General features: G+C 60.3%; 25 protein-coding genes. 8 read left to right on the top strand and 17 right to left on the bottom strand.

Annotation, left to right across the window (positions count from 1 at the left end; all coding sequences use genetic code 11):
* Positions 1 to 17: 17 nt before the first annotated feature.
* Positions 18 to 1,664 (bottom strand): electron transfer flavoprotein-ubiquinone oxidoreductase, encoded by a 1,647-nt coding sequence (locus ACR0AG_RS15085; protein ID WP_480840330.1) that lies wholly within the window; start codon positions 1,662 to 1,664, stop codon positions 18 to 20.
* Between the two features lie 136 nt (positions 1,665 to 1,800).
* Positions 1,801 to 2,256: a redox-sensitive transcriptional activator SoxR gene (soxR, locus tag ACR0AG_RS15080; protein ID WP_480840328.1), complete on the bottom strand. Its 456-nt coding sequence runs from the start codon at positions 2,254 to 2,256 to the stop codon at positions 1,801 to 1,803.
* A gap of 85 nt (positions 2,257 to 2,341) precedes the next feature.
* Between soxR and ACR0AG_RS15075 the strand changes: the two genes are divergently transcribed.
* The 3 genes from ACR0AG_RS15075 to ACR0AG_RS15065 all read left to right on the top strand — a co-directional run bounded on the left by ACR0AG_RS15075 (position 2,342) and on the right by ACR0AG_RS15065 (position 4,438).
* Positions 2,342 to 2,722, top strand: a complete 381-nt coding sequence (locus ACR0AG_RS15075) for a VOC family protein (RefSeq protein WP_480840326.1) — start codon at positions 2,342 to 2,344, stop codon at positions 2,720 to 2,722.
* A gap of 234 nt (positions 2,723 to 2,956) precedes the next feature.
* Positions 2,957 to 3,427 carry a transcription elongation factor GreA gene (gene greA, locus ACR0AG_RS15070; RefSeq protein ID WP_480840324.1) on the top strand — a complete coding sequence of 157 codons (471 nt, stop codon included), beginning with the start codon at positions 2,957 to 2,959 and terminating at the stop codon, positions 3,425 to 3,427.
* 15 nt (positions 3,428 to 3,442) lie between these two features.
* A complete protein-coding gene (locus ACR0AG_RS15065; protein ID WP_480840322.1) occupies positions 3,443 to 4,438 on the top strand; it encodes a hypothetical protein in 996 nt (331 codons plus the stop codon).
* A gap of 9 nt (positions 4,439 to 4,447) precedes the next feature.
* Here ACR0AG_RS15065 and ACR0AG_RS15060 read toward each other — a convergent pair whose 3' ends face one another.
* From ACR0AG_RS15060 to ACR0AG_RS15040, 5 genes are read right to left on the bottom strand one after another with little or no spacing between them, the layout of a single operon-like run.
* Positions 4,448 to 5,716, bottom strand: a complete 1,269-nt coding sequence (locus ACR0AG_RS15060; RefSeq protein ID WP_480840320.1) for a molybdopterin-binding protein — start codon at positions 5,714 to 5,716, stop codon at positions 4,448 to 4,450.
* A complete protein-coding gene (mobB, locus tag ACR0AG_RS15055) occupies positions 5,713 to 6,222 on the bottom strand; it encodes a molybdopterin-guanine dinucleotide biosynthesis protein B (RefSeq protein WP_480840318.1) in 510 nt (169 codons plus the stop codon). The genes ACR0AG_RS15060 and mobB overlap by 4 nt, the downstream gene beginning before the upstream one ends.
* Positions 6,219 to 6,863 (bottom strand): molybdenum cofactor guanylyltransferase MobA, encoded by a 645-nt coding sequence (gene mobA, locus ACR0AG_RS15050; protein WP_480840316.1) that lies wholly within the window; start codon positions 6,861 to 6,863, stop codon positions 6,219 to 6,221. Before mobA ends, mobB begins: the two co-directional genes overlap by 4 nt.
* Positions 6,864 to 6,922: 59 nt before the next feature.
* The gene (locus ACR0AG_RS15045; protein WP_480840314.1) at positions 6,923 to 7,876 is read right to left on the bottom strand and encodes an AEC family transporter; all 954 of its coding nucleotides are present in this window, start codon (positions 7,874 to 7,876) and stop codon (positions 6,923 to 6,925) included.
* Positions 7,877 to 7,935: 59 nt separating this feature from the next.
* Complete coding sequence (locus tag ACR0AG_RS15040) at positions 7,936 to 8,820, bottom strand: formate dehydrogenase accessory sulfurtransferase FdhD (protein ID WP_480840578.1); 885 nt, start codon at positions 8,818 to 8,820, stop codon at positions 7,936 to 7,938.
* Positions 8,821 to 8,869: 49 nt separating this feature from the next.
* On the opposite strand from ACR0AG_RS15040, the gene ACR0AG_RS15035 reads away from it, so the two are divergent.
* Both ACR0AG_RS15035 and ACR0AG_RS15030 read left to right on the top strand, forming a co-directional pair.
* Positions 8,870 to 9,580, top strand: a complete 711-nt coding sequence (locus ACR0AG_RS15035) for an AzlC family ABC transporter permease (RefSeq protein ID WP_480840312.1) — start codon at positions 8,870 to 8,872, stop codon at positions 9,578 to 9,580.
* A complete protein-coding gene (locus ACR0AG_RS15030; RefSeq protein WP_480840310.1) occupies positions 9,577 to 9,909 on the top strand; it encodes an AzlD domain-containing protein in 333 nt (110 codons plus the stop codon). The genes ACR0AG_RS15035 and ACR0AG_RS15030 overlap by 4 nt, the downstream gene beginning before the upstream one ends.
* On the opposite strand, the gene ACR0AG_RS15025 is transcribed toward ACR0AG_RS15030, so the two are convergent.
* From ACR0AG_RS15025 to ACR0AG_RS14995, 7 genes are all read right to left on the bottom strand, one after another.
* On the bottom strand, positions 9,898 to 10,530 hold the full coding sequence (locus ACR0AG_RS15025) for a hypothetical protein (RefSeq protein WP_480840308.1): 633 nt from the start codon (positions 10,528 to 10,530) through the stop codon (positions 9,898 to 9,900). The genes ACR0AG_RS15030 and ACR0AG_RS15025 overlap by 12 nt on opposite strands.
* Before the next feature lie 18 nt (positions 10,531 to 10,548).
* Positions 10,549 to 10,683, bottom strand: coding sequence for an aa3-type cytochrome c oxidase subunit IV (locus ACR0AG_RS15020; protein ID WP_480840307.1), 135 nt, complete (start codon positions 10,681 to 10,683; stop codon positions 10,549 to 10,551).
* 67 nt (positions 10,684 to 10,750) lie between these two features.
* On the bottom strand, positions 10,751 to 11,305 hold the full coding sequence (locus ACR0AG_RS15015) for a hypothetical protein (protein ID WP_480840304.1): 555 nt from the start codon (positions 11,303 to 11,305) through the stop codon (positions 10,751 to 10,753).
* Positions 11,292 to 13,130 carry a glycerophosphodiester phosphodiesterase family protein gene (locus tag ACR0AG_RS15010; RefSeq protein WP_480840302.1) on the bottom strand — a complete coding sequence of 613 codons (1,839 nt, stop codon included), beginning with the start codon at positions 13,128 to 13,130 and terminating at the stop codon, positions 11,292 to 11,294. Before ACR0AG_RS15010 ends, ACR0AG_RS15015 begins: the two co-directional genes overlap by 14 nt.
* A 64-nt stretch (positions 13,131 to 13,194) precedes the next feature.
* Positions 13,195 to 13,647, bottom strand: coding sequence for a DUF6173 family protein (locus tag ACR0AG_RS15005; protein ID WP_480840300.1), 453 nt, complete (start codon positions 13,645 to 13,647; stop codon positions 13,195 to 13,197).
* Positions 13,648 to 13,651: 4 nt separating this feature from the next.
* Positions 13,652 to 14,698, bottom strand: coding sequence for an MBL fold metallo-hydrolase (locus ACR0AG_RS15000; protein WP_480840298.1), 1,047 nt, complete (start codon positions 14,696 to 14,698; stop codon positions 13,652 to 13,654).
* Positions 14,698 to 16,401: an acyl-CoA dehydrogenase family protein gene (locus ACR0AG_RS14995; RefSeq protein WP_480840296.1), complete on the bottom strand. Its 1,704-nt coding sequence runs from the start codon at positions 16,399 to 16,401 to the stop codon at positions 14,698 to 14,700. Before ACR0AG_RS14995 ends, ACR0AG_RS15000 begins: the two co-directional genes overlap by 1 nt.
* Before the next feature lie 125 nt (positions 16,402 to 16,526).
* Between ACR0AG_RS14995 and ACR0AG_RS14990 the strand changes: the two genes are divergently transcribed.
* Positions 16,527 to 17,474, top strand: a complete 948-nt coding sequence (locus ACR0AG_RS14990) for an L-threonylcarbamoyladenylate synthase (protein ID WP_480840294.1) — start codon at positions 16,527 to 16,529, stop codon at positions 17,472 to 17,474.
* On the opposite strand, the gene ACR0AG_RS14985 is transcribed toward ACR0AG_RS14990, so the two are convergent.
* Entirely contained in the window at positions 17,471 to 18,025 is a 555-nt protein-coding gene (locus tag ACR0AG_RS14985) for a YqgE/AlgH family protein (protein WP_480840576.1), read from the bottom strand. The two genes, ACR0AG_RS14990 and ACR0AG_RS14985, sit on opposite strands and share 4 nt — an antisense overlap.
* Before the next feature lie 147 nt (positions 18,026 to 18,172).
* Here ACR0AG_RS14985 and ACR0AG_RS14980 point away from each other — a divergent pair, with 147 nt between their 5' ends.
* Both ACR0AG_RS14980 and ACR0AG_RS14975 read left to right on the top strand, forming a co-directional pair.
* Positions 18,173 to 18,985, top strand: a complete 813-nt coding sequence (locus ACR0AG_RS14980; RefSeq protein ID WP_480840292.1) for a protein-disulfide reductase DsbD domain-containing protein — start codon at positions 18,173 to 18,175, stop codon at positions 18,983 to 18,985.
* Between the two features lie 4 nt (positions 18,986 to 18,989).
* A complete protein-coding gene (locus ACR0AG_RS14975; protein WP_480840290.1) occupies positions 18,990 to 19,415 on the top strand; it encodes an NUDIX hydrolase in 426 nt (141 codons plus the stop codon).
* Here the strand turns inward: ACR0AG_RS14975 and ACR0AG_RS14970 are convergent.
* Together ACR0AG_RS14970 and ACR0AG_RS14965 are read right to left on the bottom strand one after the other, a co-directional pair.
* On the bottom strand, positions 19,412 to 22,807 hold the full coding sequence (locus tag ACR0AG_RS14970) for an efflux RND transporter permease subunit (protein WP_480840288.1): 3,396 nt from the start codon (positions 22,805 to 22,807) through the stop codon (positions 19,412 to 19,414). The genes ACR0AG_RS14975 and ACR0AG_RS14970 overlap by 4 nt on opposite strands.
* Before the next feature lie 5 nt (positions 22,808 to 22,812).
* Positions 22,813 to 24,267: an efflux RND transporter periplasmic adaptor subunit gene (locus ACR0AG_RS14965; RefSeq protein WP_480840286.1), complete on the bottom strand. Its 1,455-nt coding sequence runs from the start codon at positions 24,265 to 24,267 to the stop codon at positions 22,813 to 22,815.
* Positions 24,268 to 24,271 lie beyond the last annotated feature (4 nt).

The raw sequence follows: 24,271 nt of genomic DNA, 5'->3' as shown, positions 1-24,271 counted from the left end.
ATTGCCTGTGTTTTTGCCTACATGTTCGGATAGTTCGGCCCATCGCCGCCCTGCGGCGTGGTCCAGGTGATGTTCTGGCTTGGGTCCTTGATGTCACAGGTCTTGCAGTGAACACAGTTCTGGAAGTTGATGACGAATCGCGGCCCGTTCTCATCCTCGACCATCTCATAGACGCCTGCCGGGCAGTATCGTTGCGCCGGTTCGTCGTATTTGGGCAGGTTCACTTTGACCGGGATATCGGGGTCGGCCAGATGCAGATGGCAGGGCTGGCTTTCCTCGTGATTGGTCGCGGCAAAGGACACGTTGGTCAGGCGATCAAAGGACAGCACGCCATCGGGTTTCGGATAATCGATGGGCTGGTGCTTGCTGGCATCTTCAGTTGATTCCGCGTCATTCTTGCCATGACCCAACGTACCCAGCAGCGAAAAGCCCAGCGTGTTGGTCCACATGTCCATACCGCCCAGCATCAGCGAGGCGGTCAGGCCGTATTTCGACCAGAGCGGCTTGACGTTGCGCACTTTCTTCAGGTCGCTGCCAATGGCGCCCTCCCGCACGTCGGTCTCATAAGCCGTCAGCTCATCGCCCGCACGGTCGGCCTTGATGGCATCAAACGCAGCCTCCGCCGCGGCTTTACCCGACAACATTGCGTTGTGGTTGCCCTTGATGCGCGGCACGTTGACCATGCCCGCCGAACAGCCCAGCAACGCCACGCCCGGCGCGACCAGTTTCGGCATCGATTGATAGCCGCCCTCGGTGATCGCGCGCGCGCCATAGGCCACGCGCTTGCCGCCTTTCAGCAGCTCGGCCACCATCGGGTGATGCTTGAAGCGCTGGAATTCCATGTAGGGATACAGGTGCGGGTTTTTGTAGTTCAGGTGCACCACGAACCCGACATAGACCTGATTGTTGTCCAGATGATAGATGAACGACCCGCCGCCCGCGTTTTTTCCCAGAGGCCAGCCCATGGTGTGCGTGACAGAGCCTTCCTTGTGCTTGGCGGGGTCGATCTCCCAGATCTCTTTCATGCCTACACCGTATTTCTGCGGCTCTTTGCCCGCAGACAGGTCGTATTTGGCAATAACTTCCTTGGACAGCGATCCACGCACGCCTTCCGACAGGAACACATATTTGCCGTGCAGCTCCATCCCCGGTTCGGTGTTGGGGCCATACGACCCGTCGGGCTCCAGCCCAAAGACACCGGCCACGACGCCTTTGACCTCGCCGTTCTCGCCATAGACCAGCTCGGAACAGGCCATGCCGGGGAAAATTTCCACGCCCAGCTCTTCGGCCTGCTCAGCCATCCAGCGGCAGACATTGCCCATCGAGACGATGTAGTTGCCGTGGTTGTTCATCAGCGGCGGCATCGGCGCGTTGGGGATGCGGACCTGTCCGGCCTCGCCCAGCATGTAGAATTTGTCTTCCTTTACCGGAACATTCAGCGGTGCGCCTTTTTCTTTCCAGTCTGGGATCAGCGCGTCCAGCCCGCAGGGGTCAAGTACCGCACCCGACAGGATATGCGCGCCCACTTCCGAGCCCTTTTCCAGAACTACGACGTTCAGGTCGGCATCCAGCTGTTTCAGGCGGATGGCCGCTGACAGGCCCGCGGGGCCTGCACCCACGATCACCACGTCATATTCCATCGCTTCGCGTTCAATTTCGGCCATCGCGGGCTCCTTAGCTAACTTTCCGAATTGGCGCTTTCTTCATGCGGTCGGCGCAATATTGTTACCCGGCTGATTACATGGTCTGAGAGTCTTTGGTCAATCAAAACACGGCGTCATGTTGCTGCAATGCGGCAGATCAACCCTCTGGCGCGTCCCCCATCAGGTACCTTGGACCGCTTCCATGCGATTTGGCCCGGTCATCGGGGTTGTAAAGCCTGCATTTGGGCAGGCTCAGGCATCCGCAGCCAATGCAGCCATCCAGATTGTCGCGCAATCGCGTCAAGGTATCGATTCGCTCATCCAGGCGAGCCCGCAGCCCCGTGCTGATCTTCTGCCAATCTTGCGGCGTCGGAGTTCTGTTGCCAGGAAGGCCGGACAGCACCTCGCGAATCTCGGGCAGGGTCAGACCGAATTGCTGCGCGATCATGACAAAACTCAATCGCCGGATATCCGCCCGTTGGTATCGGCGTTGCCCGCCCGCATTGCGCCACGGCGCGATCAGGCCTTGTGCTTCGTAATATCGGATGGCCGAAACGGCCAACCCAGTGCGCCGGGCCAATGCGCCAATCGCCAACCCTTCGGATATCGCCATGTCACCGCCGCAAAAATACCTTGACCTAAAGTTAGGTTTAGAAATTACGGTGAGTCGGGACAAGCCTAAACTTGAAGGAGTTCCAATGATGGCTACGCTTGAACATACCAATTTCACCGTCCGTGACCCCAAAGCATCGGCCGCATGGATGGAGAAGGTATTCGATTGGAAAACCCGCTGGGAAGGTCCTGCCATTGCGGGCGGCTACACTGTACATGTGGGAGGGCCGCACACGTACCTTGCACTGTACAACCCCGGCAACCCCAAGCCACTGACAAACAGCAGCTATGACGTCGTGGGTGGGCTGAACCATGTGGGGGTACTGGTCGAAGACATCGACGCCACCGAAGCCAAGGTCAAAAAGGCGGGATTCGAGCCGCACAACCATGGCGACTATGAACCCGGCAGGCGGTTCTATTTCCGCGATGACAACGGGATCGAATTCGAGGTCGTTCAATATGATTGAGCTTTTGTGGCTTGGGGCTGACGCGCATCGCTGGCGGCGGGGCAAGCTGTTGGAACAACGCCACCGACGGCACCCGAGCCCGCCCAAGCGGCGTTAAGCCGCGAATTCGACGACCACGCCCCAAGACCTCTTGCAATTCGCGTGTCATTTGGGTCAGGTAATCTTCAACCTACACTTCGCCCCGGCGCTTTCGTGCGGCGGGGCTAATCAATTTCTACGTGGACGTTAAAAAGTATGGAAAAGATCCCCATGACGCCTGCGGGCTTCGGCGCGCTCGAGGCGGAACTGAAGAACCTGAAATCGGTCGAACGCCCCGCAATCATCGAGGCGATTGCCTCGGCGCGTGAGCTTGGCGATTTGAAGGAAAACGCCGAGTACCACTCGGCCCGCGAAAAGCAGGGCTTTATCGAGGGCCGCATCAAGGAACTGGAAGGTATTCTGTCGCTGGCGGATGTCATCGACCCGGCCAAGCTGTCCGGCGCGATCAAGTTCGGTGCCAGGGTCACGCTGGTGGATGAAGACACCGACGAGGAAAAGACCTGGCAGATCGTGGGCGAGTACGAAGCCAACATCGAAAAGGGCTTGCTGAACATCAAATCCCCCATCGCCCGCGCCCTGATCGGCAAGGACGAAGGCGACAGTGTCGAGGTACGCACCCCCGGCGGCGTGCGGTCCTATGAAGTTCTGAGTATCGAGTACGCCTGACCGGAGTGTCATGTCATGTCCGAGCCCAAGCCCGAACAAGAAACCAACCGACCGACATCGCTGGGCATCTACGACCGTCCGGGCCAGCCTGCCGTAACCGGGATCGAGATCGCGGCCATCGTGATCAGCGTTGTTTGGCTGATTGTGTCGGTCCTGTTTCTGGTGTTGCCCGAGCAATCGCAGGGCGGTGGGTTCTTGGTCACCTTCCTGGCCGTTTTCATGCCCGTCGCCATGATCTGGGTGGCGGCCATGGCCATGCGCGCCAGCCGCATCATGCGCGAGGAAAGCGCGCGGCTGCAAACCGCGATCGACGCGATCCGCCACACCTATGTCAACCAGCAGCAACGCGCCGCCAGTGCGTATGAACCGACGGTCGACAAGAAGCTGGATGAGATTGCCGAAACCACCAAAAAGACCGAAAGCGCAGTGGCGACCTTTTCATCTGCGCGCACTGAACCTGCCCGGGCCAAGTTGACCCAGCGCGAACCTGACGATCAGACCTCGCTGGAACTGGGCACGCAGGCCGAAGACATCGCGCCGCCTTTGACGACAGAAATCTTTATCCGGGCCCTGAATTTCCCGGAGACACAAGATGATGCCCGGGGATTTGACGCGTTGCGGCTGGCGCTCAAGGATCGCAAGGCCGCGCAATTGGTACAGGCCGCGCAGGATGTACTGACATTGCTGAGTCAGGAAGGCATCTACATGGATGATCTGCGCCCCGATATGGCCCGGCCCGAGGTCTGGCGGCAATTTGCCCAAGGCGCGCGGGGTCGGTCTGTGGCGGCACTGGGCGGGATCCGGGATCGGTCTTCGCTGGCGCTGACAGCAGCGCGGATGAAACAGGACCCGATTTTCCGCGATGCGACGCATCACTTTTTGCGCCGGTTTGACCATATGATCGTGGATTTCGAGCCTCAGGCCAGCGATGCGGACCTGACCGCATTGGGTGAAACGCGCACCGCGCGCGCCTTCATGCTGTTGGGCCGCGTGGCCGGAACGTTTGATTGAATGATCCCGCTATAGTCCAAAGCTACCATAGGGGATGAAACGCACCATATCGCCCTGCCGGATATCGCGCGCTCCGTCTTCGATTTCGACCAGCCCCTCGGCCCAGCTGAGCCCGCTGATCCGGCCCGATCCTTCCGAGCGGAAGACTTCGGCCTGACCGTCCCGAATGCGCGCCCGCAGATATTCGCGCCGCCCGGGTTTCTTGCGTTTCTCGAAAGCGGCTGGGACATCAAAACCCAGTGGGGTCTGCCAGCCCTCTCCGGCCATCAGGCCCAGCGCAGGGCGCGCAAAAATCAAGGTACAGACCATGGCGGCGACGGGATTGCCTGGCAAACCAAATACAGGGGTCTCCGACCACATGCCCAGCGCAAGCGGCCGTCCAGGTTTCAGCGCGATACGCCATTCGTGCATCGCACCGGCCTCTTGCAACAGGGCCGAAACGTGATCTTCATCCCCGGCTGAGGCCCCGCCACTGGTTAAGATGACATCCGCTTGCTGTGCGGCAGCGTTCAGCCTTTCGCGTAGTCCCTGCCTGTCATCATTCACCCGACCCATATCCACCGGTACAAAGCCCATCTGTTCGATCATGGTCAGCAGCATGGGACGGTTGGCGTCATAGATCTGGCCCGCGCCTGCGGAATCCCCAACCTCAACCAGTTCGTCCCCGGTGGACAGAACGGCAACACGCAGAGGGTCACGGACCGGGACCTGAGAAATTCCAACTGCGGACAGCAGGGCCATATCGGCAGGCGTCAGCCTGCGCCCTGCGGTCAGGGCGATATCGCCTTGTTTCACATCCTCACCCGCGCGCCGCGTATTGGCGTTGGCTTTCAGAGGGCCGCGAAACGCAATGTGCCCGTCCTGGACCGTGACGTCCTCTTCCAGAATGACCGTGTCGATCCCATCCGGCAGCGCCGCACCGGTCAGCACACGCAGGGCATGGCCTGCAGGAACAGTGCCTTCAAAGGCACCTCCGGCGGCTGCGCGACCTTCGATCAGGGGCAGAACGTGGTTTCCTTCGGACCTGCCACCGGCAAAGCCATAGCCGTCAACGGCAGTATTGGGGTTTGGCGGGTTTGATCGGGCTGCCACCACATCCTGCGCCAGCACGCGGCCCGCAGCGTGACTTAGCGGTATAACAGAGGCCGCGGTGACCGGCCGCAAACGGCTTTGCAAATACTGCAACGCCGTGTCCACGGGCGTCCATTCAACCCCCGCAGGCAATGCAAAACAGTCATTCTTCAAAGGCGGCGGCGCAAAATCGGGTGGTCGGGTCATTGGCCAGCGTCCTTTCCCAGCCCAACCTCTTGCAAAATGAAATCGGCTATGCGTGGCGTGGCGTTCAAATCAAAGACCGGACGATCCAGTTCCAGTGGCACATCGCTGGCCACAGCCCGGATCGAGCTGTCCTTTGGCGCGATCAGCGGATTGCCCGGTTCTGCGCGAAAGGCCTCGACCTTGGGGTGTGGTTCGCGTTTATACCCTTCGATCAAAACAAGATCGACCGGCGACAACCGGGTCAACAGATCGGAAAGCGTGGGCTCGGGCGCGCCGCGCAATTCCTGCATCAAAGCAACACGGTGACCCGAGGCCAAAAGAACCTCGGACGCGCCAGCGGCGCGGTGGCGGTAGGAATCCCGCCCGGGTTGGTCCACGTCAAAGGAATGGTGCGCATGCTTGACCGTCGAGACCGAGAATCCGCGACCGGCAATCTCGGCGACCAAACGCTCCATCAACCCGGTTTTGCCAGCGTTCTTCCAGCCGGTAACGCCGTAAATTTTCATAGCTGCTCCAGCATGTGTTGCGCGGTCTCAAGGTCCTCGGGCGTGTTGACGTTGAAGAACGGGTCAAAGGGATCGGCGGGAAACAGCGCCTCGCGCCCGTTATGCCGGTCGGTCCACAAAACCACCTTGCGCAACCCGTCATTCAACGCCGCACGCAGATCGTCGCGCAGCGCCACGGGCCACAGCCCGAAGGTCGGGTGCCGGTTGACCTGTTTTCCCCCACCGGATTTCAGCGCCTCTTCGCCCGTGCGCGGAGTCGTGGCCAGAACCAAAGGATGTTCCTGCCCCTCTGCGGCAGCCGTCAGTCGCGCCGCAAGATCGACCGGAAAAAACGGCGTATCCGCTGCCGCAGTTACTATGGCTTCCACGCCCTGCTCGGCGGCCCAGTCGAGGCCTGCCAATACTCCGGCCAGCGGCCCGGCAAACCCATCAACAGAATCGGCAACCACCGGCAAGCCAAGATCAGCAAACCGGGCAGGATCCCCATTTGCATTCAAGGCCAACCCATCAACCTGTGGCCCCAACCGGGCAATGACATGCGCCATCAGGTTTTGACCGCCAACCTGCAGCAATCCCTTGTCGCCACCGCCCATGCGCGTGGCTTGGCCACCGGCCAGAATAACTCCCATCGGGCGCTGCATACACTTCCCCTGACTTACGACCTTTGTCCGACGCACAGTTTCAACAAATGCGCGCGGGATCAATTCAATTGGAACGCGGTTGGATAGATGTGATGGAGCAGAAACAACCACAAGATCAACGTGCCAATCGACAGGAATGACGTGGCCGACACCGTATGCGCCGCCAGAACGGGTTCCTGATCATAGTGTTTTGCCAACAGAAAGATGTTCTTTGCCGTAGGCACCGCCGAGGACACGACAGCCGCGATTGTCCAAAGCGGGTCCAGCCCAACAAGATGCGCCGCCAGCAAGACCAACCCCGGCGCGATGATCAGTTTGGTCAGCGACAAAAACAGGATCAGCGGGCCTGTCTGCACAACGGTGCGCACGCTGGTGGTAAACCCGATCGCAAACAGGGCAACGGCTGCCAGCGCCTGGCTGAGCAGTTCAAGGTAATCTCCGACCGCACTGGAAAAACCCAACCCTGTGAAGGAATAGGCAACCCCCAGCAAGGTCGCGGCGATGATCGGATTTTTCAGAACATTCAAGAGGATCTTGTGGATCGGCGTCTTCTGCTGTCCGTCTTTGGCCGACGTGCTTTCCAGTATTGTTGTGAAGATCAGCAACAGCGTCGCGACAACCAAATTGGCCAGCACCGCCGGTAACGCACCCTTGGAGCCGAAGATCGCATGCAGTACCGGCAGGGCAACCAGCGCCGTGTTTGACGCAACCGCCGCAAAGGCCGCGACCGTGGCCGAGCCGACCTGCATCTTCAACACGGTCTGAAACCCGAAAAACAGCAGCATGAACAGCAAAACCAGCGTTCCGCCATAGGCGATGTAGAACCCGGCGTTGAGCAGGTTGGCGAACTCTTCCTGCCCGATCAGATAGAACATGATCGCGGGGATCAGGACGTAGACGGCGAACTGAACCAGTGCTTCGGATGTGTCCTTGCCCAGCAAATTGGTCCAGGAAAACGCGTATCCGGTCAGGATCACCGCAAATACCGGCGCTATGAGGTTAACAAGCTCCATGGGTCACCATAGGTCATATCATACGGATATTGCGACGATTTGTTTGCCCGGGCAGCGGGTCACGCGCCTTTTCTGCGGTGCTTTTTGTCCTCGGCCGCGACGCTGGCCGGATCAATATCACGCTCCAGACGGTCTTCGCCCGACAGGCACACGAAACGCTGCCCTCGCATGCGCCCGATCAGAGTCAGGCCGACCTCGCGCGCGATCTCTACACCCCAGGCGGTAAAGCCGGACCGGGATGCCAGCACCGGGATACCCATCATTGCCGTCTTGATCACCATCTCCGATGTGAGGCGCCCGGTAGTATATAGGATCTTGTCGGCTGCCCCCTCGCATTCCGACAGCATCCAACCCGCGATCTTGTCGACGGCGTTGTGGCGGCCCACGTCCTCCATATAGACCAGCGGACGGTTCTCATGGCACAGAACAGTACCGTGGATCGCGCCCGCCTCAAGGTAGAGCGACGGGGTTCGGTTGATCTTGGCCGCCAGATCATAAAGCCAAGATGTGCGCACCGAAACCTGCGGCAGGCGCACGTCTTCAAGCCCTTCCATCATATCGCCAAAGACGGTTCCAACCGCGCACCCGCTGGTACGAGTCTTTTTCTTGAGCTTGTCCTCATACGAGGTTTCCCGCTCGGTCCGGACCACAACGGTTTCAAGATCGTCGTCATAATCGACCCGTGTGATCGCGTCATCCGCATGCAGCATGCCCTGATTGCGCAAAAAACCCAACGCCAGATACTCGGGGTAATCCCCGATGGTCATGGCTGTCACGATTTCCTGCGCGTTCAGAAAAATGGTCAAAGGGCGTTCTTCAACCACCGAAATTCGGCTGACTTCACCGTTTTGGTCAAAGCCGTCGACCGCGCGGGTCAGCCGGGCTGCGCCGGGATCGGGGGCAATGATATATTCCGAAAAATCCAGTTCCGTGGCCAATTGCAACCCCTTCCCAAGATCGCTACTGCTGCTCGTGTCACCATAGGATTTAGCCATGGCAAGCTCCACATCCAAATCATACTTCTGGAAGGGTTTTCGGGACGGAACCCCGTTTGTCTTTGTGGCTATGCCCTTTGGTCTGCTGTTTGGCGTTTTTGCCACCGAGGCCGGTTTGGATGTGGTGCAGACCCTTTCCTTTAGTGCAACCGTTTTTGCCGGGGCGGCGCAGTTTACCGCGCTGCAATTGCTGGGCGAGGGCACGCCGACCCTTATTGTCCTGATCTCGGCCCTAGCGGTGAATCTGCGGGTTGCGATGTATTCCGCCTCGCTGACGCCTTATCTGGGTGGAGCGCCCCTGTGGCAACGCGCCTTTGCAGCGTATCTGATCGTGGATCAATCCTATGCCTGTTCTATCGTTCAGTTCGAGAAAGAGCCGGAAATGACAGTGCCCCAGCGGGTCCGGTATTTTGTGGGCTCCGTCTCACCCATCACTCCGCTGTGGATTTTGGGAACCTATCTCGGAGCGGTTCTGGGGGCGCAGATACCCGAAAGCTGGGCGCTGGATTTTGCGCTGCCGATCACTTTCCTTGCAATGATCGGACCTATGATGCGGACCATGGCACATGTGGTTGCGGCACTGGTTGCCATCATCGTCGCTTTTCTGACCGTGGCCGTGCCGTTTAATCTGGGCCTGCTTATCGCCGGGGCCGCGGGGATGATGGCCGGGGCACAGGCGGAACTCATGCTTGCGCGGAGAGCGTCATGAACGAGCTTACTCCAACCACCATTTGGATAATAATCCTGGGTCTGGCCATCGGCAGTTATGTGCTGCGATTTACGTTCATCGGCATCGTGGGGGATCGCCCCATGCCACCATGGCTGCTGCGCCACCTGCGCTATACCGCAGTGGCGATCATTCCGGCGTTGATCGCTCCGCTTGTTGTCTGGCCAGCCGCCACCGAAGGACAACCGGACATGCCGCGCATGGCCGCAGCTGCTGTTGCGCTGGGGGTCGGAGTGGTGACAAAGAACGTGCTGGCCGCGATCTTTTCCGGCGCGGCCACGCTTTATGGTTTGCTGTACCTAGTTGGCTAGCGCCGTGTCCAATTGATTGAGGCGGGCATTGTTGGCCGCCAGACCTTTTTGCAGATCGGCATCGTCGTTTTCCCGGTATTCCGTGGTCGTCACACCGGGGATCTGGCCGAATTGTTCGGACAGTTTGACCGGGAAAAACGTGACATCGATCTGCTCGAACCCGGGTACCTGCTGCAAAATGCGTGATGTCGAATTTGCACAATATGCGCCTGCGACGGGGCCGGATTGCTTGGCCAGTTGCAGCGCGATTTCGGCCTGCTGCGGGCTGACCTCGATCGTTTGCACCAGTGCATAATGCGTTTCGCGGGCGTGCGAACTGCGATAGGCGCGTTCCACCGCAGGCGTGATGCCATACAGCACGTCATCGCGAATCGGCACAACATCGGCGCGGAACGAACCTGCGGGATCAAAGATAACCCGTTCACTGCCCCCGATCATCAGCGACGTGTGCGCCCCTGATCCGGTGCGCGTGTTGATCATCGTATAAAGCGTCAGCGTCGACGGCCCCGGGTCACGGTAGGAGCGCGCCACAATCTCGGACTGATCGGCTTGCGGGCGCGTTGAACCGGCGCAGCCTGCCACTGTTGCTGCCAACAGGCAGGCAATCAATATCCTGAACACGGATGCCCCCGATCCGGATTAAGACGCAAAGACCGCCAGAAACACGCAAAAGAGCGCGACAGCAACAACGAACCAAGTTGTAAATTTGATGAAACCGTCAAAAGTTTTGGTTTGAACGGTGATGTCCATCTCGCCGTGTTTGTGTTCAGCCATATCGAAAGATTCCCAATTCGCGTGTTTGCAGGGATGGATAATCGAATTATCCGGGCCTGTCACGACGTCATTCGCGCGCAGGGGGCGCAAAGATCGAACAGCCCGGATAGCCATAGCCCCAACGCCAGGGCAAACCGCTGCAGGGTCCGCCACCAAAGCGGACGGCCAGATACATCGCTTCGCCCGTGATGGAATGGACCGAGCGGATCTGATCCGGGGTCATGTCATATCGGATGGCGTATTCGTCGGCATGCGCCTCACCATGGTCTTTTACACAGGCGCGCAAGGTTTCATCGGCAGACAGGCGCGCGTCAAAGCTGTCTTCGGCGCGCAAGGCCCCTCCGGCATTGTGATAGGCGCGGTCATGCGAGACGCAGCAATATTCCCAAGGCGGGTGCGCCTCGTAAAACGCGCCAAATTTCGGGAACGTATCTGCAACCAGGCGCCAGCTTGAGGATAACCCGCCTGAACATCCGTCGGTTTCAAACGGCTCTAGATCCGATTGATCGCGAATTTCAATCAAAGCGCGATGTGCGGGCATTTCGACATTGCGCATCAGGTCTTGCGCTGCAACAGGGTACGCCAAACCGACAAGAACAAGCGCGCAACTATGGGCTTTCATCGCGCATCTCTTGAGTGTCGACGGACAAGCCAAAAGTGGTGGCCAGCCACAGCAGGATGCGTTCACCCGGCCCCATCTCGGCCCGCACGCGCAACACTTCGTTGGCCATGGCAGGGCGGTCAGTGATCAACCCGTCCACGCCCATTGAGGCCAAAGCCGACATTTGCAACGGATCGTTCACTGTCCAGACATAGATGTCTTTCCCGGCGTCCTGCACTTGCCGCACCAAACCTGGGGAAACCGTGGCTGCGTTGACCGCAACAAAATCACCGTCGAGCCCGGACAGATCGCCTACGGCCGTGGCCGCCAGCACCCCGGCGCGCCACTCGGGGCGCAGTTCCTTCATCTTTTGCACCGCCGGATATTTCAGGGACATCGTGGCGATATCATCCTGCATCTCAAGCTCTTCCACGATACCGGCGACGCGATTTTCCAGTTCGACATCGTGGCCATAATACTTGAGCTCGATAATGACCTTGGCCTTGCCCTTGGCCGCACGCAGAACATCGTGCAGCGTGGGGGCACGTTCATCAGCGTATTCAGGATCGAACCAGCTGCCTATGTCGATGGCCGCCACATCGTCCATCGTGGCGTCCCAGACCTTGGTCGGGACACCGGCGAGCTTCATGAAGTCGCTGTCATGGGCAATGATGACGACGCCATCAGCCGTTTCCTGCACATCGATCTCGACCCAATCGGCACCATCCTCGATGGCCTTCAGGACCGAAGCCATTGTGTTTTCGGGCCGCAAAGCCGCGGCCCCGCGATGGCCGATCACCTCGGCCCGATCCGGGGCCTGAACCCGTTCCAGCAAGGCTTGCCCGGACCACAGGCCAAAGATGACTGCGCCAATAGCGACGGCAACGGTGACCAAGGCAGGCGTTCTGAGATTGCCCGGTTCAGGATGCGGAACTGCATCGGTCCTGGGTTCAAAGAAGCCGTCCAGCAATACAGCCAACGCGCCCAACGCAATGGCCGCCAGAACCAGCCCGGCCAGCGACCAAAGCCCGGCGACAATCAGGCTGAGCATCAGCGCGAATTTCAGGTTTACCCCATCCTGCAAGGGCACCAGGGCGAACATAATACCTGCGATGGTCGCAATAACCGCAGCAATCGCAAAACGCGCGACAAGCCAGAGGACAAGTTCCACCTTAAGCTGGCCGCGCTTGCCCTGCATCCGCTCGGCGCTTTCGGTGAATGCATTCGAAGGCGTGCAATTCTCAAACAGCACAAGATGCAGGCCCAAGGCCCAAGCTGACAGCCTGCGGATCAGGACCCAGGCCATTGCAGCGACAACCAGACCGATCAACGCGACCGCGACCCAAAAGGCCGGCGGGTGAAAGGTCAGATAATAGTTGATGTCATATTCCGTCAGCGTCCACCAAGCGATCACCCCGGCCACGGCGACAAAGGGCAAAGCCAACGCCAGCACACGCAGGATCAACCGCACCGCAAAGCCAAAAAGCGCTGGCAGGCGCGACAGGATCAAAGCGATCGAGGAACTGCCCGCCCGCCATGGATCACTTTCCCCCATGCGCAACGACCCCGCCATGACGGAAAAGACGAACACCTCGGCCAGCAGAAACAGGCTCAGCACCACAACTGTCGCGATAAACCCTGCCGGGGACAGGAGGAACATAGCGATATCCTGATCGGTCAGCGCGGTCTGGTTGGACAGCGAAACCGCGAAGTTCACCGCAACCGCCACACCCGGTGCAATCAGGGCGATCAGCAGCAGCCGCACAGCGATATAGATCGGAACAAACACCCGGCGACGTGCCCATGCCCCGGCATAGGCTTTTGTTACGCTTGAGAAATTGGTCACGCGCGACCCTCCTGAATGACGCACTCATTCAAGGCCGCGATTGCGTGAATTGCAAGTCGGAGTGTCAGCTTTCCTGCAGATCCGCCGCCAGCCGGAATCCGATACGATTGGCCGGTTTATCCTCGACCGATTTCGGCAGGGCGCGCAGCATCACGTTCAGCTGGCTGACATGCTGCACCAGCTGCGTTCTGGCCCCTGACCCGTCCGAGCCATAAAAAGTGATAACATCGGGATCAAAATAGCCCATGCCTTCGATCCGCATTACCCCGGCATCACCGCCAGTGAACCCCATGGCAACCTCGTGATCACCATCCAGCGTCTTTTCGAAATTCTGGATATAGAGGATCAGACGTTCATAGGCCCATTGCGCCGGGCTTTTGCTTTCGACCGGCTTTTTCAGCGGTTCGGGCAGCGTCTTTGACCCGGATTCCGCATTTGGATTGGCATGAACCTCATAGCAACGCGGCAATGCTGCGGCTTCTGCGGCCTCGGCTGACGTTTCAATCTCATCCTGCATGGCTCTACCCTTTGCGCTGAAATTCCCAGGCCCCGTCCGCGCGGCGCGTCCGGGTGACAGCATCAATGTGGTAGAGATGATTGAGGTGTGCAACAGCTTCGACCAGCGCCAGCCCGTATTCGCCGGCTTTGATCGGGCGTTTGAACAGGGCGTTGAAACACTCAGCCGCCGTTCTTGGCTGATCCAGATCGCTCAGCAGGCGATCCAAAGCACCATGGTGGTTGTCGATCAACTGGCGCATTCGGACGGGCAACCCGGTGAACGGCAATTTATGCCCACCCAGTACCAATTGATCTGGCCGCGCCAAAGGCTGCAAGCGTTCACAGGATTCAAGCCAATCCGCAACAGGGTCCGCCATCGGTTCCGTTGCGTAGACCCCTAGGTTCGAACTGATCGAGCTGAGGATCTGATCCCCGCTGAGAACCAGATTGTCATCGCGGCTCCAGAATGTGGCATGTTCCGGCGCGTGGCCGTTGCCGATATGCACGTCCCAGTCGCGCCCGCCCATGCGGATCACATCGCCCTGTTTGACCCGGGTAAAGCCCAGCGGCATCGGGTAAACAACGTCGGCAAAGTTAAAAGGCCGCTCGGCCTTCCGCTTGGAATAGACGTCCTCGGCCATACCTGCGCTGCGGTAGTAATTCAGCGTCTCTTCGGGCCAGTTTTCCTGCACGTCCAGCGTCAGCATCCGGGCAAACAGCCATGCGGTGCGCGTGGTCACCAGTTCGGCGCCATGTTTCGACTGGAACCAGCCCGCATTGCCCACGTGATCGGGGTGGTGATGGGTCACCACCACGCGCCGAACGGGTTTCCCGCCCAAAGCGCCTGCCATCACGGTTTCCCACATGGCACATGTCTTTTTCGACGACATGCCTGTGTCGACTATGGTCCACCCGTCGCCGTCATCCAGCGCATAGACATTTACGTGATCCAGTGCCATCGGCAGCGGCAGGCGAATCCACAGCACACCTTGGGCAATTTCCAACCATTCGCCCGGAGCGGGTGGCTCGGACCACGGGTAGCGCAGGGTGAGCTGTGTATCTCCGTCCATCAGACCGCCATTTCCTCAATGCTCAGCGCAAAAAGATCATCCGCGCCTTTTTGAGCCTGTGCCAACAAGCCGACATGTTCCGGCAACATAGCGTTGATGTAATAGCGCGCAAGCTTGGCGCGCGGTCCATCGGGATCAGCCAAAGCGGCTGACAAATGGTAGTGCCCGCCCAGCACCCGCGCAAACGCACCAAGATAGGCCGACGCTCCGGCGAACCGGTCAGCCATCTGTGACTGGGCAACCAACCACTCGGTCGCTTCGCGCAGCGACTCTGTCGCCTCCCAAACCGGACCGGCAAGATCGGGCAGCGTGGCGCGGGCGCGTTCGGCCTGATCTTCGATCTCGTCCAACAGGCGCGAGGCGGCATCGCCCCCGTCCATCATCTTGCGCGCAACAAGGTCCATCGCCTGAATGCCATTGGTGCCCTCATAGATCGCGGTAACGCGGACATCGCGGTAATACTGCGCGGCGCCGGTTTCCTCGATGAATCCCATGCCGCCATGCACTTGAACACCCGTCTCAGACACGCGCATCCCGGTATAGGTTCCGAACGCTTTGCAGATCGGAGTCAGCAGCGCCGCGCGCGCGGTCCAATCGGCATCTCCGGTCGCCTGCGCCATGTCGATGGCTGCGGCGTTGGCCAGCAGGATCGCGCGGGACGCAAAGACATCCGCGCGCATGTCCATCAGCATCCGGCGTACATCGGCATGGTCGATAATGGTGCCCGAGGGCGTCTTGCCCTGTTTGCGCTCCAACGCATAGGCCAGCGCGTGTTGATAGGCCCCTTCGGCCGCGCCGACACCCTGCCCGCCAACACCAAGCCGCGCGTTGTTCATCATGGTGAACATGGCCGCCATGCCGCGATGTTCTGGGCCGACAAGCCAGCCCTTGGCCCCGTCATACTGCATCACACAGGTGGGTGAGCCATGCAGGCCCATCTTGTGCTCCAGTGATACAACTTTCAGATCATTGGCAACGCCTGGATTGCCGTTCTCGTCGGGGATGTATTTCGGCACCAGAAACAGCGAGATCCCCTTGGTCCCCGGCACTCCATCCGGCAGGCGCGCCAGAACCAGATGGCAGACGTTTTCGGTAAAGTCGTTGTCACCCCATGAGATATAGATCTTCTGACCAGTGACAGCGTATGTGCCATCCCCGTTCGGTTCGGCCTTTGAGGTCAGCGCACCCACATCTGAACCCGCTTGCGGCTCGGTCAGGTTCATGGTGCCCGACCATTCACCCGCCATCATCTTAGGCAGATAGAGTTCTTTCAGCGCATCGCTCGCATGATGTTCCAGCGCTTCGATCTGGCCCTGGGTCATCAACGGCGCAAGCTGTAGTGACAGGCAGGCCGCGCTCATCATCTCGTTCACGGCTGTCGTCAGGGTCATGGGCAGGCCCATGCCGCCATATTCCGGATCACCGCTCATCCCGATCCAGCCGCCTTCGGCGATGGCCTTCCAGCCTTCGGCATATCCGGGCGACGTGCGCAACACGCCGTTCTCCAGATGCGGATGTTCCAGATCACCGGGACGCTGCAGCGGGGCCATGACCTCTTCGCACAGTTTGCCTGCCTCAGACAGAATGGCCGTGGCCACGTCCGAGCTTGCCTCAGAGAATTTCTCGGTCTCGGCGATCTGGCCATAGCCGATCACATTATCCAGCAAGAACTGATAGTCAGAGATTGGAGCGCGAAAAGGCATGGTTCCCCTCGGAGTTGTTCACGTGCGGGCTTGGATTCCATCAGCCACGCCGGTATTTGTCTGGCTTGGCACGATTACCTACCCGTCCCTGTGCTGCAATCAACCAAAACGCCGCGTCACGACCCATGATCCCATATCACACCGAATATCTGACGCCTGACCAGGCGGGGCTGGCGCAGGCCGCTGATCTGATCCGGCAGGGTCAGCTGGTCGCCTTCCCGACCGAGACGGTCTATGGGCTGGGCGGCGACGCCCGGAATGGTGAGGCCGTGGCGGCGATCTATGCGGCCAAGGGGCGGCCCAGCTTCAACCCGCTGATCGCGCATGTCGCCTCGGCCGACGCGGCCCGGCGCTTTGTAGAGTGGTCTGATCAGGCTGAACAGCTGGCCTCTGCGTTCTGGCCCGGCCCCCTGACACTTGTGCTGCCACTGCGACCCGACCATGGCGTATCGTCACTGGTCACGGCGGGGCTGGACACTCTGGCCGTGCGTGTCCCGGCCCACCCCACGGCACGCGCCCTGCTGCAAGCGGTGGATGGCCCAGTCGCCGCACCGTCGGCCAACCCCTCGGGACGGATCAGTCCCACCACGGCTGACCACGTTGCCGCGGGTCTGGACGGCAAGATTGCGGCCATTCTGGATGACGGCCCATGCGGCGTTGGGTTGGAATCCACGATCGTTGGACTGGCCGAAGACCCCATATTGCTGCGCCCCGGTGGAGTTGCCTTGGAAGACATCGAACGGGTTCTAGGCGCAGAATTACACATTCATCAGGCCGGGGATCTGTTAACCGCGCCGGGTCAGTTGCAATCCCACTATGCCCCCGATGCCCCAGTGCGGCTGAACGCAGATGCGCGTCAGGGTGAAGAGATCCTGCTGGGCTTTGGTCCGGTGGAATGTGATCTGAACCTGTCGGCGGATGGCAACCTGACCGAGGCCGCCGCTAACCTTTTTGCGGCCTTGCACCAACTGGACGGGTCCGGCCGCCCGATAGCAGTGACGCCGATCCCGAATTCGGGCCTTGGGGTGGCGATCAATGATCGTCTGCGCCGGGCCGCAGCGCCCAGACCCTAGGCGCGGCCTGCGCTGGCCGACAGGGTCAGCGGGTCAACGCCCAACGTGGCCAGGGCGGCCTCCCATTTCTCATCATCAGGCAGATCATAGACGAGCTTCGCGTTTGCATCGGTGGTCAGCCAGCCATTCATGGCGATCTCATCCTCAAGCTGGCCCGGTCCCCAGCCGGAATAGCCCAACGCGACCATCGAATTCAGCGGCCCCCGCCCCGAGGCCAGATCCTCAAGCACATCCAGCGTCGCCGTCATGCTGAAATCCGAACTGATATGCATCGAATGCAGGTTCGCCTCGTAATCCGACGAATGCAGCACAAATCCGCGCGACATCTCGACCGGTCCGCCAAAATGCACCAGCCGCTCTCCGACAACCGGGACAGAGCAGGCAATGTTGAGCTGTTCCAGCAGGGCCTTGATGCGCAGGTCCGAGGGTTTGTTGATGATCAGACCCATCGCACCGTCATCTGCATGGCTGCAAATATAGACGACCGAGTGTTCGAAACGCGGATCGCCCATGCCGGGCATCGCAATCAGCAGTTTGCCTGTCAGATCCATATGGGCGAGACTCATTCCTCGGGGTCCGTCTAACAATGGCCCCCTGAGGCGGGGATTTGCAAGAGATCAGCCCGGATTCTCGCAGATTTCATCTTTCTGACCCGAACGTGACTTGGCAATTGCGCCCGCGGCGCGCATTTATAGGCCATGACCACAGTTTGGAAACCCGCAGCGGCGGCTTTGGCCGCAACCTTTTGTCTCAGTACCCCTGCCTTTGCGCAGGGCCTGGATCAGCTTGTGCAGCTTGAGGTTCTGGAGGGTGGCAAAACCGCCAATGGCACCGTTCAGGGGGCGTTACGCCTGACACTGAAGGACGGATGGAAGACCTATTGGCGCGCGCCCGGCGACGCGGGTATCCCACCGCAATTCACCTGGAAGGGTTCGGGCAATGTTCAGGATGTCTCGATCACATGGCCCGCGCCGAGTGTGATTGACCAGAACGGGTTGCGCTCGATCGGATACGAGAACGAGCTGGTCCTGCCTGTCGAAATCACGCCAAAGAACCCGGCAAAGCCCGTGCGGCTGCGCGGCGAGATGGATCTGGGTGTCTGCAAGGATGTCTGCGTGCCCGGCCGGCTGGACATTGACCACACGTTGCGCGCGGATGCAGATCGCAACCCCCAGATTGCCGCCGCTCTGGCCCAGCGCCCCTATTCGGCGCGCGAGGCCGGTGTGTCTCGTGCAGCTTGCCACCTGTCCCCCACGTCGGACGGGATGCAGATTGAGGCCCGCATCACCATGCCCTCGGCCGGTGGGTCCGAGGTTGCAGTGATCGAACCTGGCAACCCAATGCTGTGGGCGTCGCAGCCCCAGACGGAACGACAGGGCGATACCTTGATCGCCCGGTCCGAAGTGGTCAATGCCTCCGGGCAGCCCTTTGCGCTGGACCGGTCCGAAGTGCGGATCACTGTCCTTGGGGCAAAACACGCCGTCGACATAATCGGGTGTACCGCAGGCTGATGGCATGAGCCGGATGCCCAAGATCGGTGCGCTGGCCGTGCTTGTCCATCAGGATCAGGTTTTGCTGGTGCAACGTCGCAAACAGCCCGACGCGGGACTTTGGGGCTTTCCCGGCGGGCATGTCGAATGGGGCGAAACCGTGCTGCAGGCTGCCGCGCGGGAATTGCTGGAAGAAACCGGCGTCATGGCAGAACCCTTGGCCTATCTGGACAATCTGGACCTACTGCTGCGCGACGAAACGGGTCAGGTACAGACGCATTTCCTGCTTGTTGGGGTCGCCTGCCGATATCGATCCGGCACCCCGATTGCAGCGGACGACGCAGAAGACGCCCGCTGGTTCCCGGTTGATCGGGTTTTACAGGGCGATTTGGCGATGAGCGACCGGGTGCCGGACCTGCTGCGCAGCGCTCTGCGCACCGGGCTGGCCTAGCTGCGGCCCGAAAGGCGGCTATAGAATAATCCGGACAAACCCATTCCGATCAGCAGGATGACGCTGGCACCGACGGCAAACACCCCCAGCCCCATCTGCAAGGCACCAAGACCATCCGCGCCCGGATACAGGCCTGACAAGAACCCGATGGGCGCGCCCATCAGCGCGGGCCAGATCATTGAAATCGCAAGCCACAGGGTCAAAACAGCAGTCATGCTGGTGACAATACCCCGCACCGCACGATCCGGCGCGCGCATCGCCCGGCGCATCGCTGTCATCGGGCGAGATACATCGTTCAGAATGGCCAGCAAGGCCGGCACCAGCAGCAACACCAGCAGCATTCCGAACCCAAGACCATAGACCAGCGTGATCACGGTCGGCTTGAGGAACTGCGCCTGTTGCGAGCCCTCATAGAGCAAGGGCGTCAGTCCCAGAACCGTGGTCAGCGTGGTCAGCATCACGGGCCGCAGCCTGTCGGCTGTGCCTTCGACAATGGAAGGCACAAGCCCGCGTTCCTTCTGGTAACCGTCAATTGTCGTGACCAGCACAATCGAGTCATTGATGATGATCCCGGTCATCCCCAACAGGCCAACCACGGTAAACATGCTCAGCGGCACATCCCAGATGTAATGCCCCCAGATGGCCCCGACCAAGCCAAACGGGATGATCGACATGACAACCAGCGGTCGTGTCCAGCTGGCAAATACCCAGGCCAGGACCAGATAGATACCGGTGAGGCACAGGATCAGACCGGACCCGGCCTCGGCCAGGAACTCGTCTTCCTGTTCGCTCAAGCCCGCCATGCGCCATTCGACCTGACGCTCGGCCGCGATCTCGGGCAGGATATCTTCGCGCATGGCGCGCCCGATCTCGGCAGCCTGCACAGGGTCGTCTTCCGAGATATCGCCGTTCACAGTGATGACCCGCAGACCATTCTCGCGCCGCACGGTGGAAAAGCCCGACTTGCGCTCGACCGAGACGATATCGGCCAGGGGCACATAAACACCATCTGGCGTGCGCATCAGAGTGCGTTCCAGGAAATCCGCAGTCAGCTCGCCTTCGGGCAACTCGACCCGGATCTCGGCACTGCGGGGACCATCGGGGAAGGTCGCAGCCTCGATCCCGTTCAGGCGATCACGCAGCACCCGGCCCAGAGTTTCGATCCGAAAGCCCAGCGCCTCACCCTGCGCGGTCAGATCCAGAATGAATTCTTCCTTGTCATAAGCCAGATTGTCTTCCAGCGCCGACACCTCAGAGTATTTGGACAGCGCGGTCTGCAAATCTTCGGACGCCGCCTTAAGTGTGTTCACGTCAGCACCGTAGAATTGAACATCAATCGCATCACCACCCGGCCCCGACCGCCAACCGCGGAAGCTGAGCAATTCGACTTTGGGATGGCGCGGCACGAAATCCTGAAGCTCGCCCACAAATTCGAAACTGGAATAGGGTCGCAGATCGGCATCGATCAGTTCGATGGAAATGCCGCCCAGAAGGTCATCATCCTTGCCGTCCGCCGCGGCCAACCCGAACCCGGCAGAGCCGCCAACTTCGGCCAGAACATAGTCGATGGGATTGCGGCCGTGGCGTTCTTCGTAAATCTCGCCCAGCTCTTCGGTGGCGCGCTGGACCATGCGCATCATTTCCAACGTATCAGCGCGCGTGGCACCTTCGACCATGATGAAATTGCCGGTGACCGAGCCCCGCTCGGGCGCGTTGAAGAATCGCCAGTTCACGTCCCCCTTGATGAACAGCGCCGCTTGGCTGGCAAGAACGGCGATCATCATCGCCACAACGACATATCGCGCGGTGACAACCCAGGCGATCAGGGGGCGGAACAGGTTGTCGCGCACCCAGCGAAACCCGCGGTTCACCACCCGGTTGGGCAGATCGTACCAATGTTCCTTGGCCGAATGCGCAATGGCATGGGCCATGTGGTTGGGCAGTATGAGGAAACACTCGATCAAAGACGCGATGAGGACGGCAATTACCGTAAACGGAATATCGCGGATCAGCTCTCCGAACCGACCGCCCACCAGCGTCAGGCCGAAAAACGCAATGACTGTGGTCAGCGTTGCGGCAAAGACCGGCATTGCCATACGTCGCGCGGCATTTTCTGCGGCCACAACCGGGGCCTCGCCCAGACGCCGCGCGCGAAAATCTGCGTGCTCGCCAACCACAATGGCGTCGTCCACGACGATCCCAAGCGTGATGATCAGACCAAAAAGCGAAACCATATTGATCGACAATCCGCCGATATACATGAATGCAATCGCCGCTGACATCGCCACCGGAATGCCCAGCGCAACCCACAGGGCGATGCGGGCGTTCAGGAACAGGAACAACAGGCAAACCACCAGCCCCAGCCCAAGCAGACCGTTATCGACCAGAATATCCAGACGGTCCGTGATGGCCTGCGCTCGGGTTCGGATTAGCTCGACCGTGACCCCTTCGGGCAGGCCGGCCTGCATTTCCGCAACCACATCTTCGACCGTGTGCTGAATGCCAATCGCGTCGCCCAGGTTCGAGCGATCCACCCGCACGGACATGGCGGGGTTGTCCCCCACGAAATAGCTGCGATTGCGTGTGACCCCTTCGACGCGGATCTGGGCGACATCGCCGATCACCAGTTTCGATCCGTCGGCAAATGTACGCAGGGGGATGCCTTCGATCTCTTCCGGGGTGCGCTTTTCAGCCCCCGTCCGGATACGCGCATTTGCACCGGTCACATCGCCCGCCGGGCTTGCCGTCGCTTCTGCTGCAATCGCCTGTGCCACTTCGGACAATGAGATGTCATTTGCGATCAGCTGGACCGAGGGCACTTCGATCACAATCCGAGGGGCGGCGAGGCCCCGGATGGTTGTACGCGTCACCCCTGCCGCGAAAAGGCGGCTGATCAAGTCATCTGTGAACTTTGCCAGTTGCTCGGCCTCGATCGGGCCGGTTATCACCACATCGGTCACGCGGTCGCGCCAGGCACCGCGTTGTATCGTGGGCTCTTCGGCGTCGTCTGGCAGGTTACTGACCCCGTCAACGGCTGTTCTGACCTCTTCCACAGCGCGCGACATGTCCCAGTTGGGCTCAAACTCCAGCCGGATGCGGGCAGAGCCTTCGCGCGAGGTCGATTGCGTGCTGGCCACGCCCTCGACCGCCAACAAAGCCGGTTCCAGCAGTTGGACAATGCCGTTGTCGACATCCTCGGGGCCTGCCCCGTCCCATTGGACGTTCACATCGACCCGCTCCAACACGACATCCGGGAAGAATTGCGCGCGCATGTTCGGGATCGCCGCGGCGCCCAGAACCAGCATGACAAGCAACAGCAGGTTGGCCACGGTCCGGTGACGGGTGAAATAGCTGAGGATACCACCCGCAGAGGCCGGGATTTCGCGGATCATCGCCCCTAGCCCCCGGTCCGCGTTTCAATTCGGCGCACCAGTGAGGCCGGGACGCTTTGTTCCCCAAGCTGCCCCAGCAACCGCGCCTTGACGGCATCAGGCATGCGGTCGCTGGCTTCGACCTGCGCCACGAGACGGGCGCGCTCTTCATCAGTCAGTTCAACCAGATCCGGTTCCACCTCGGCACTGGCCTCAACCCGAATGGGCCGCACCCGAACGCCTGAACCCAAAAGCGGCGTGCGGCCAATGACCACTTCGCGCCCCGCCAGACCATCGCCGCGCAGCAGAACCTCATCCCCCTGACGGCGCACCAGTTGAACCGGCAGCGGTTCCAATCGATCATCTGTGCCCAGTACCAGCACGTTGCCAGACGAATCCAGAACCGACGACGGCAGGCGTACCACATTGTCCAGGGGCTGTTCTTCGATGGAAACGGTTACGAAATCGCCCGGCTTGAACCCCGGTGCATCGTCGAGGCGGGCATAGACCAATCGCCCGGTCTGCCCCTCACCCGCAGAACCACTGTCGCGGCTGATCCGGCCGGTTGCGACAAGGTCGGTTCCGGTGACTTCCAGCGACACGGTGACTGGTGCGTCGATCAGCTCGCCCGCGTCATCCAGCATTCGCACATATTGCGCGGTCGAGACGCGGAAGGCCACTTCCAGCGCATGCGGATCAACCAGTTCAGCCAATTTTTCGTTGGCCGCAACAAGGCGACCTTCGACCAGTGTAACCTCGGTCAGAGTTCCGGCGAAACGGGCGCGGATGGTCATGTCCTCAAGGTCCCGCTCGGCCCCCTCCAGCGCGATACGCGCCCGGGACAGCAGGGTTGTCGCCTGATCCACCCGCGATTCCGCCTGCGCCAGGTTGATCCGGCTGGACAAGACAGCCTGTTGTGCAGAAGTGGAGGCAAGTTCGGCCTCTTCCACGCTTGCCGCCGCACCCACACCGCGTTCCTGCAAATCGCGCTGCCGCTGCAAAGCCCGTTCACGCAGTTCCACCTGCGCCTCGGCTGATTTCAATTCGTCCTGCGCCAACAACAAGGACCGTTCGGCGTCGCGTTCCTCGAACTGTGCATCCAGCAGATCAGATTTGGCGCGGTCCAGCGCGGATTGCGCGTCGGCGGGGTCAAGTTCGACCAAAAGCTCATCCGCTGAAACCGTGCCGCCGTCTTCGAAGTCATCCGCAAGGGAAATGACGCGCCCACCCAACGCGGCGCGCAGTTCAAGCCGACGGCGGCTTTGCACCTGACCAAAGGCCTCAAGATAGGGCGCGATCGTTTCAGGCTCGGCGGTGCGGACGCTGACGGCAAACACCCGTTCACGCGCAGCCGGGGGCTTTGTGTCACGGTCCAATGCCTCTTGAACGGCCCCGGTGATCAACTGAGCAGCCACCAGCAGCAGACCCAACGTCAGAAACGTCAGGAACACACCCACAAGGCTTTGCCTCAGAAATCGCATGTAT

The sequence above is a fragment of the Ruegeria sp. H6 genome, from assembly GCF_056532975.1.
This window is presented reverse-complemented; position numbering and strand designations above follow the sequence as displayed.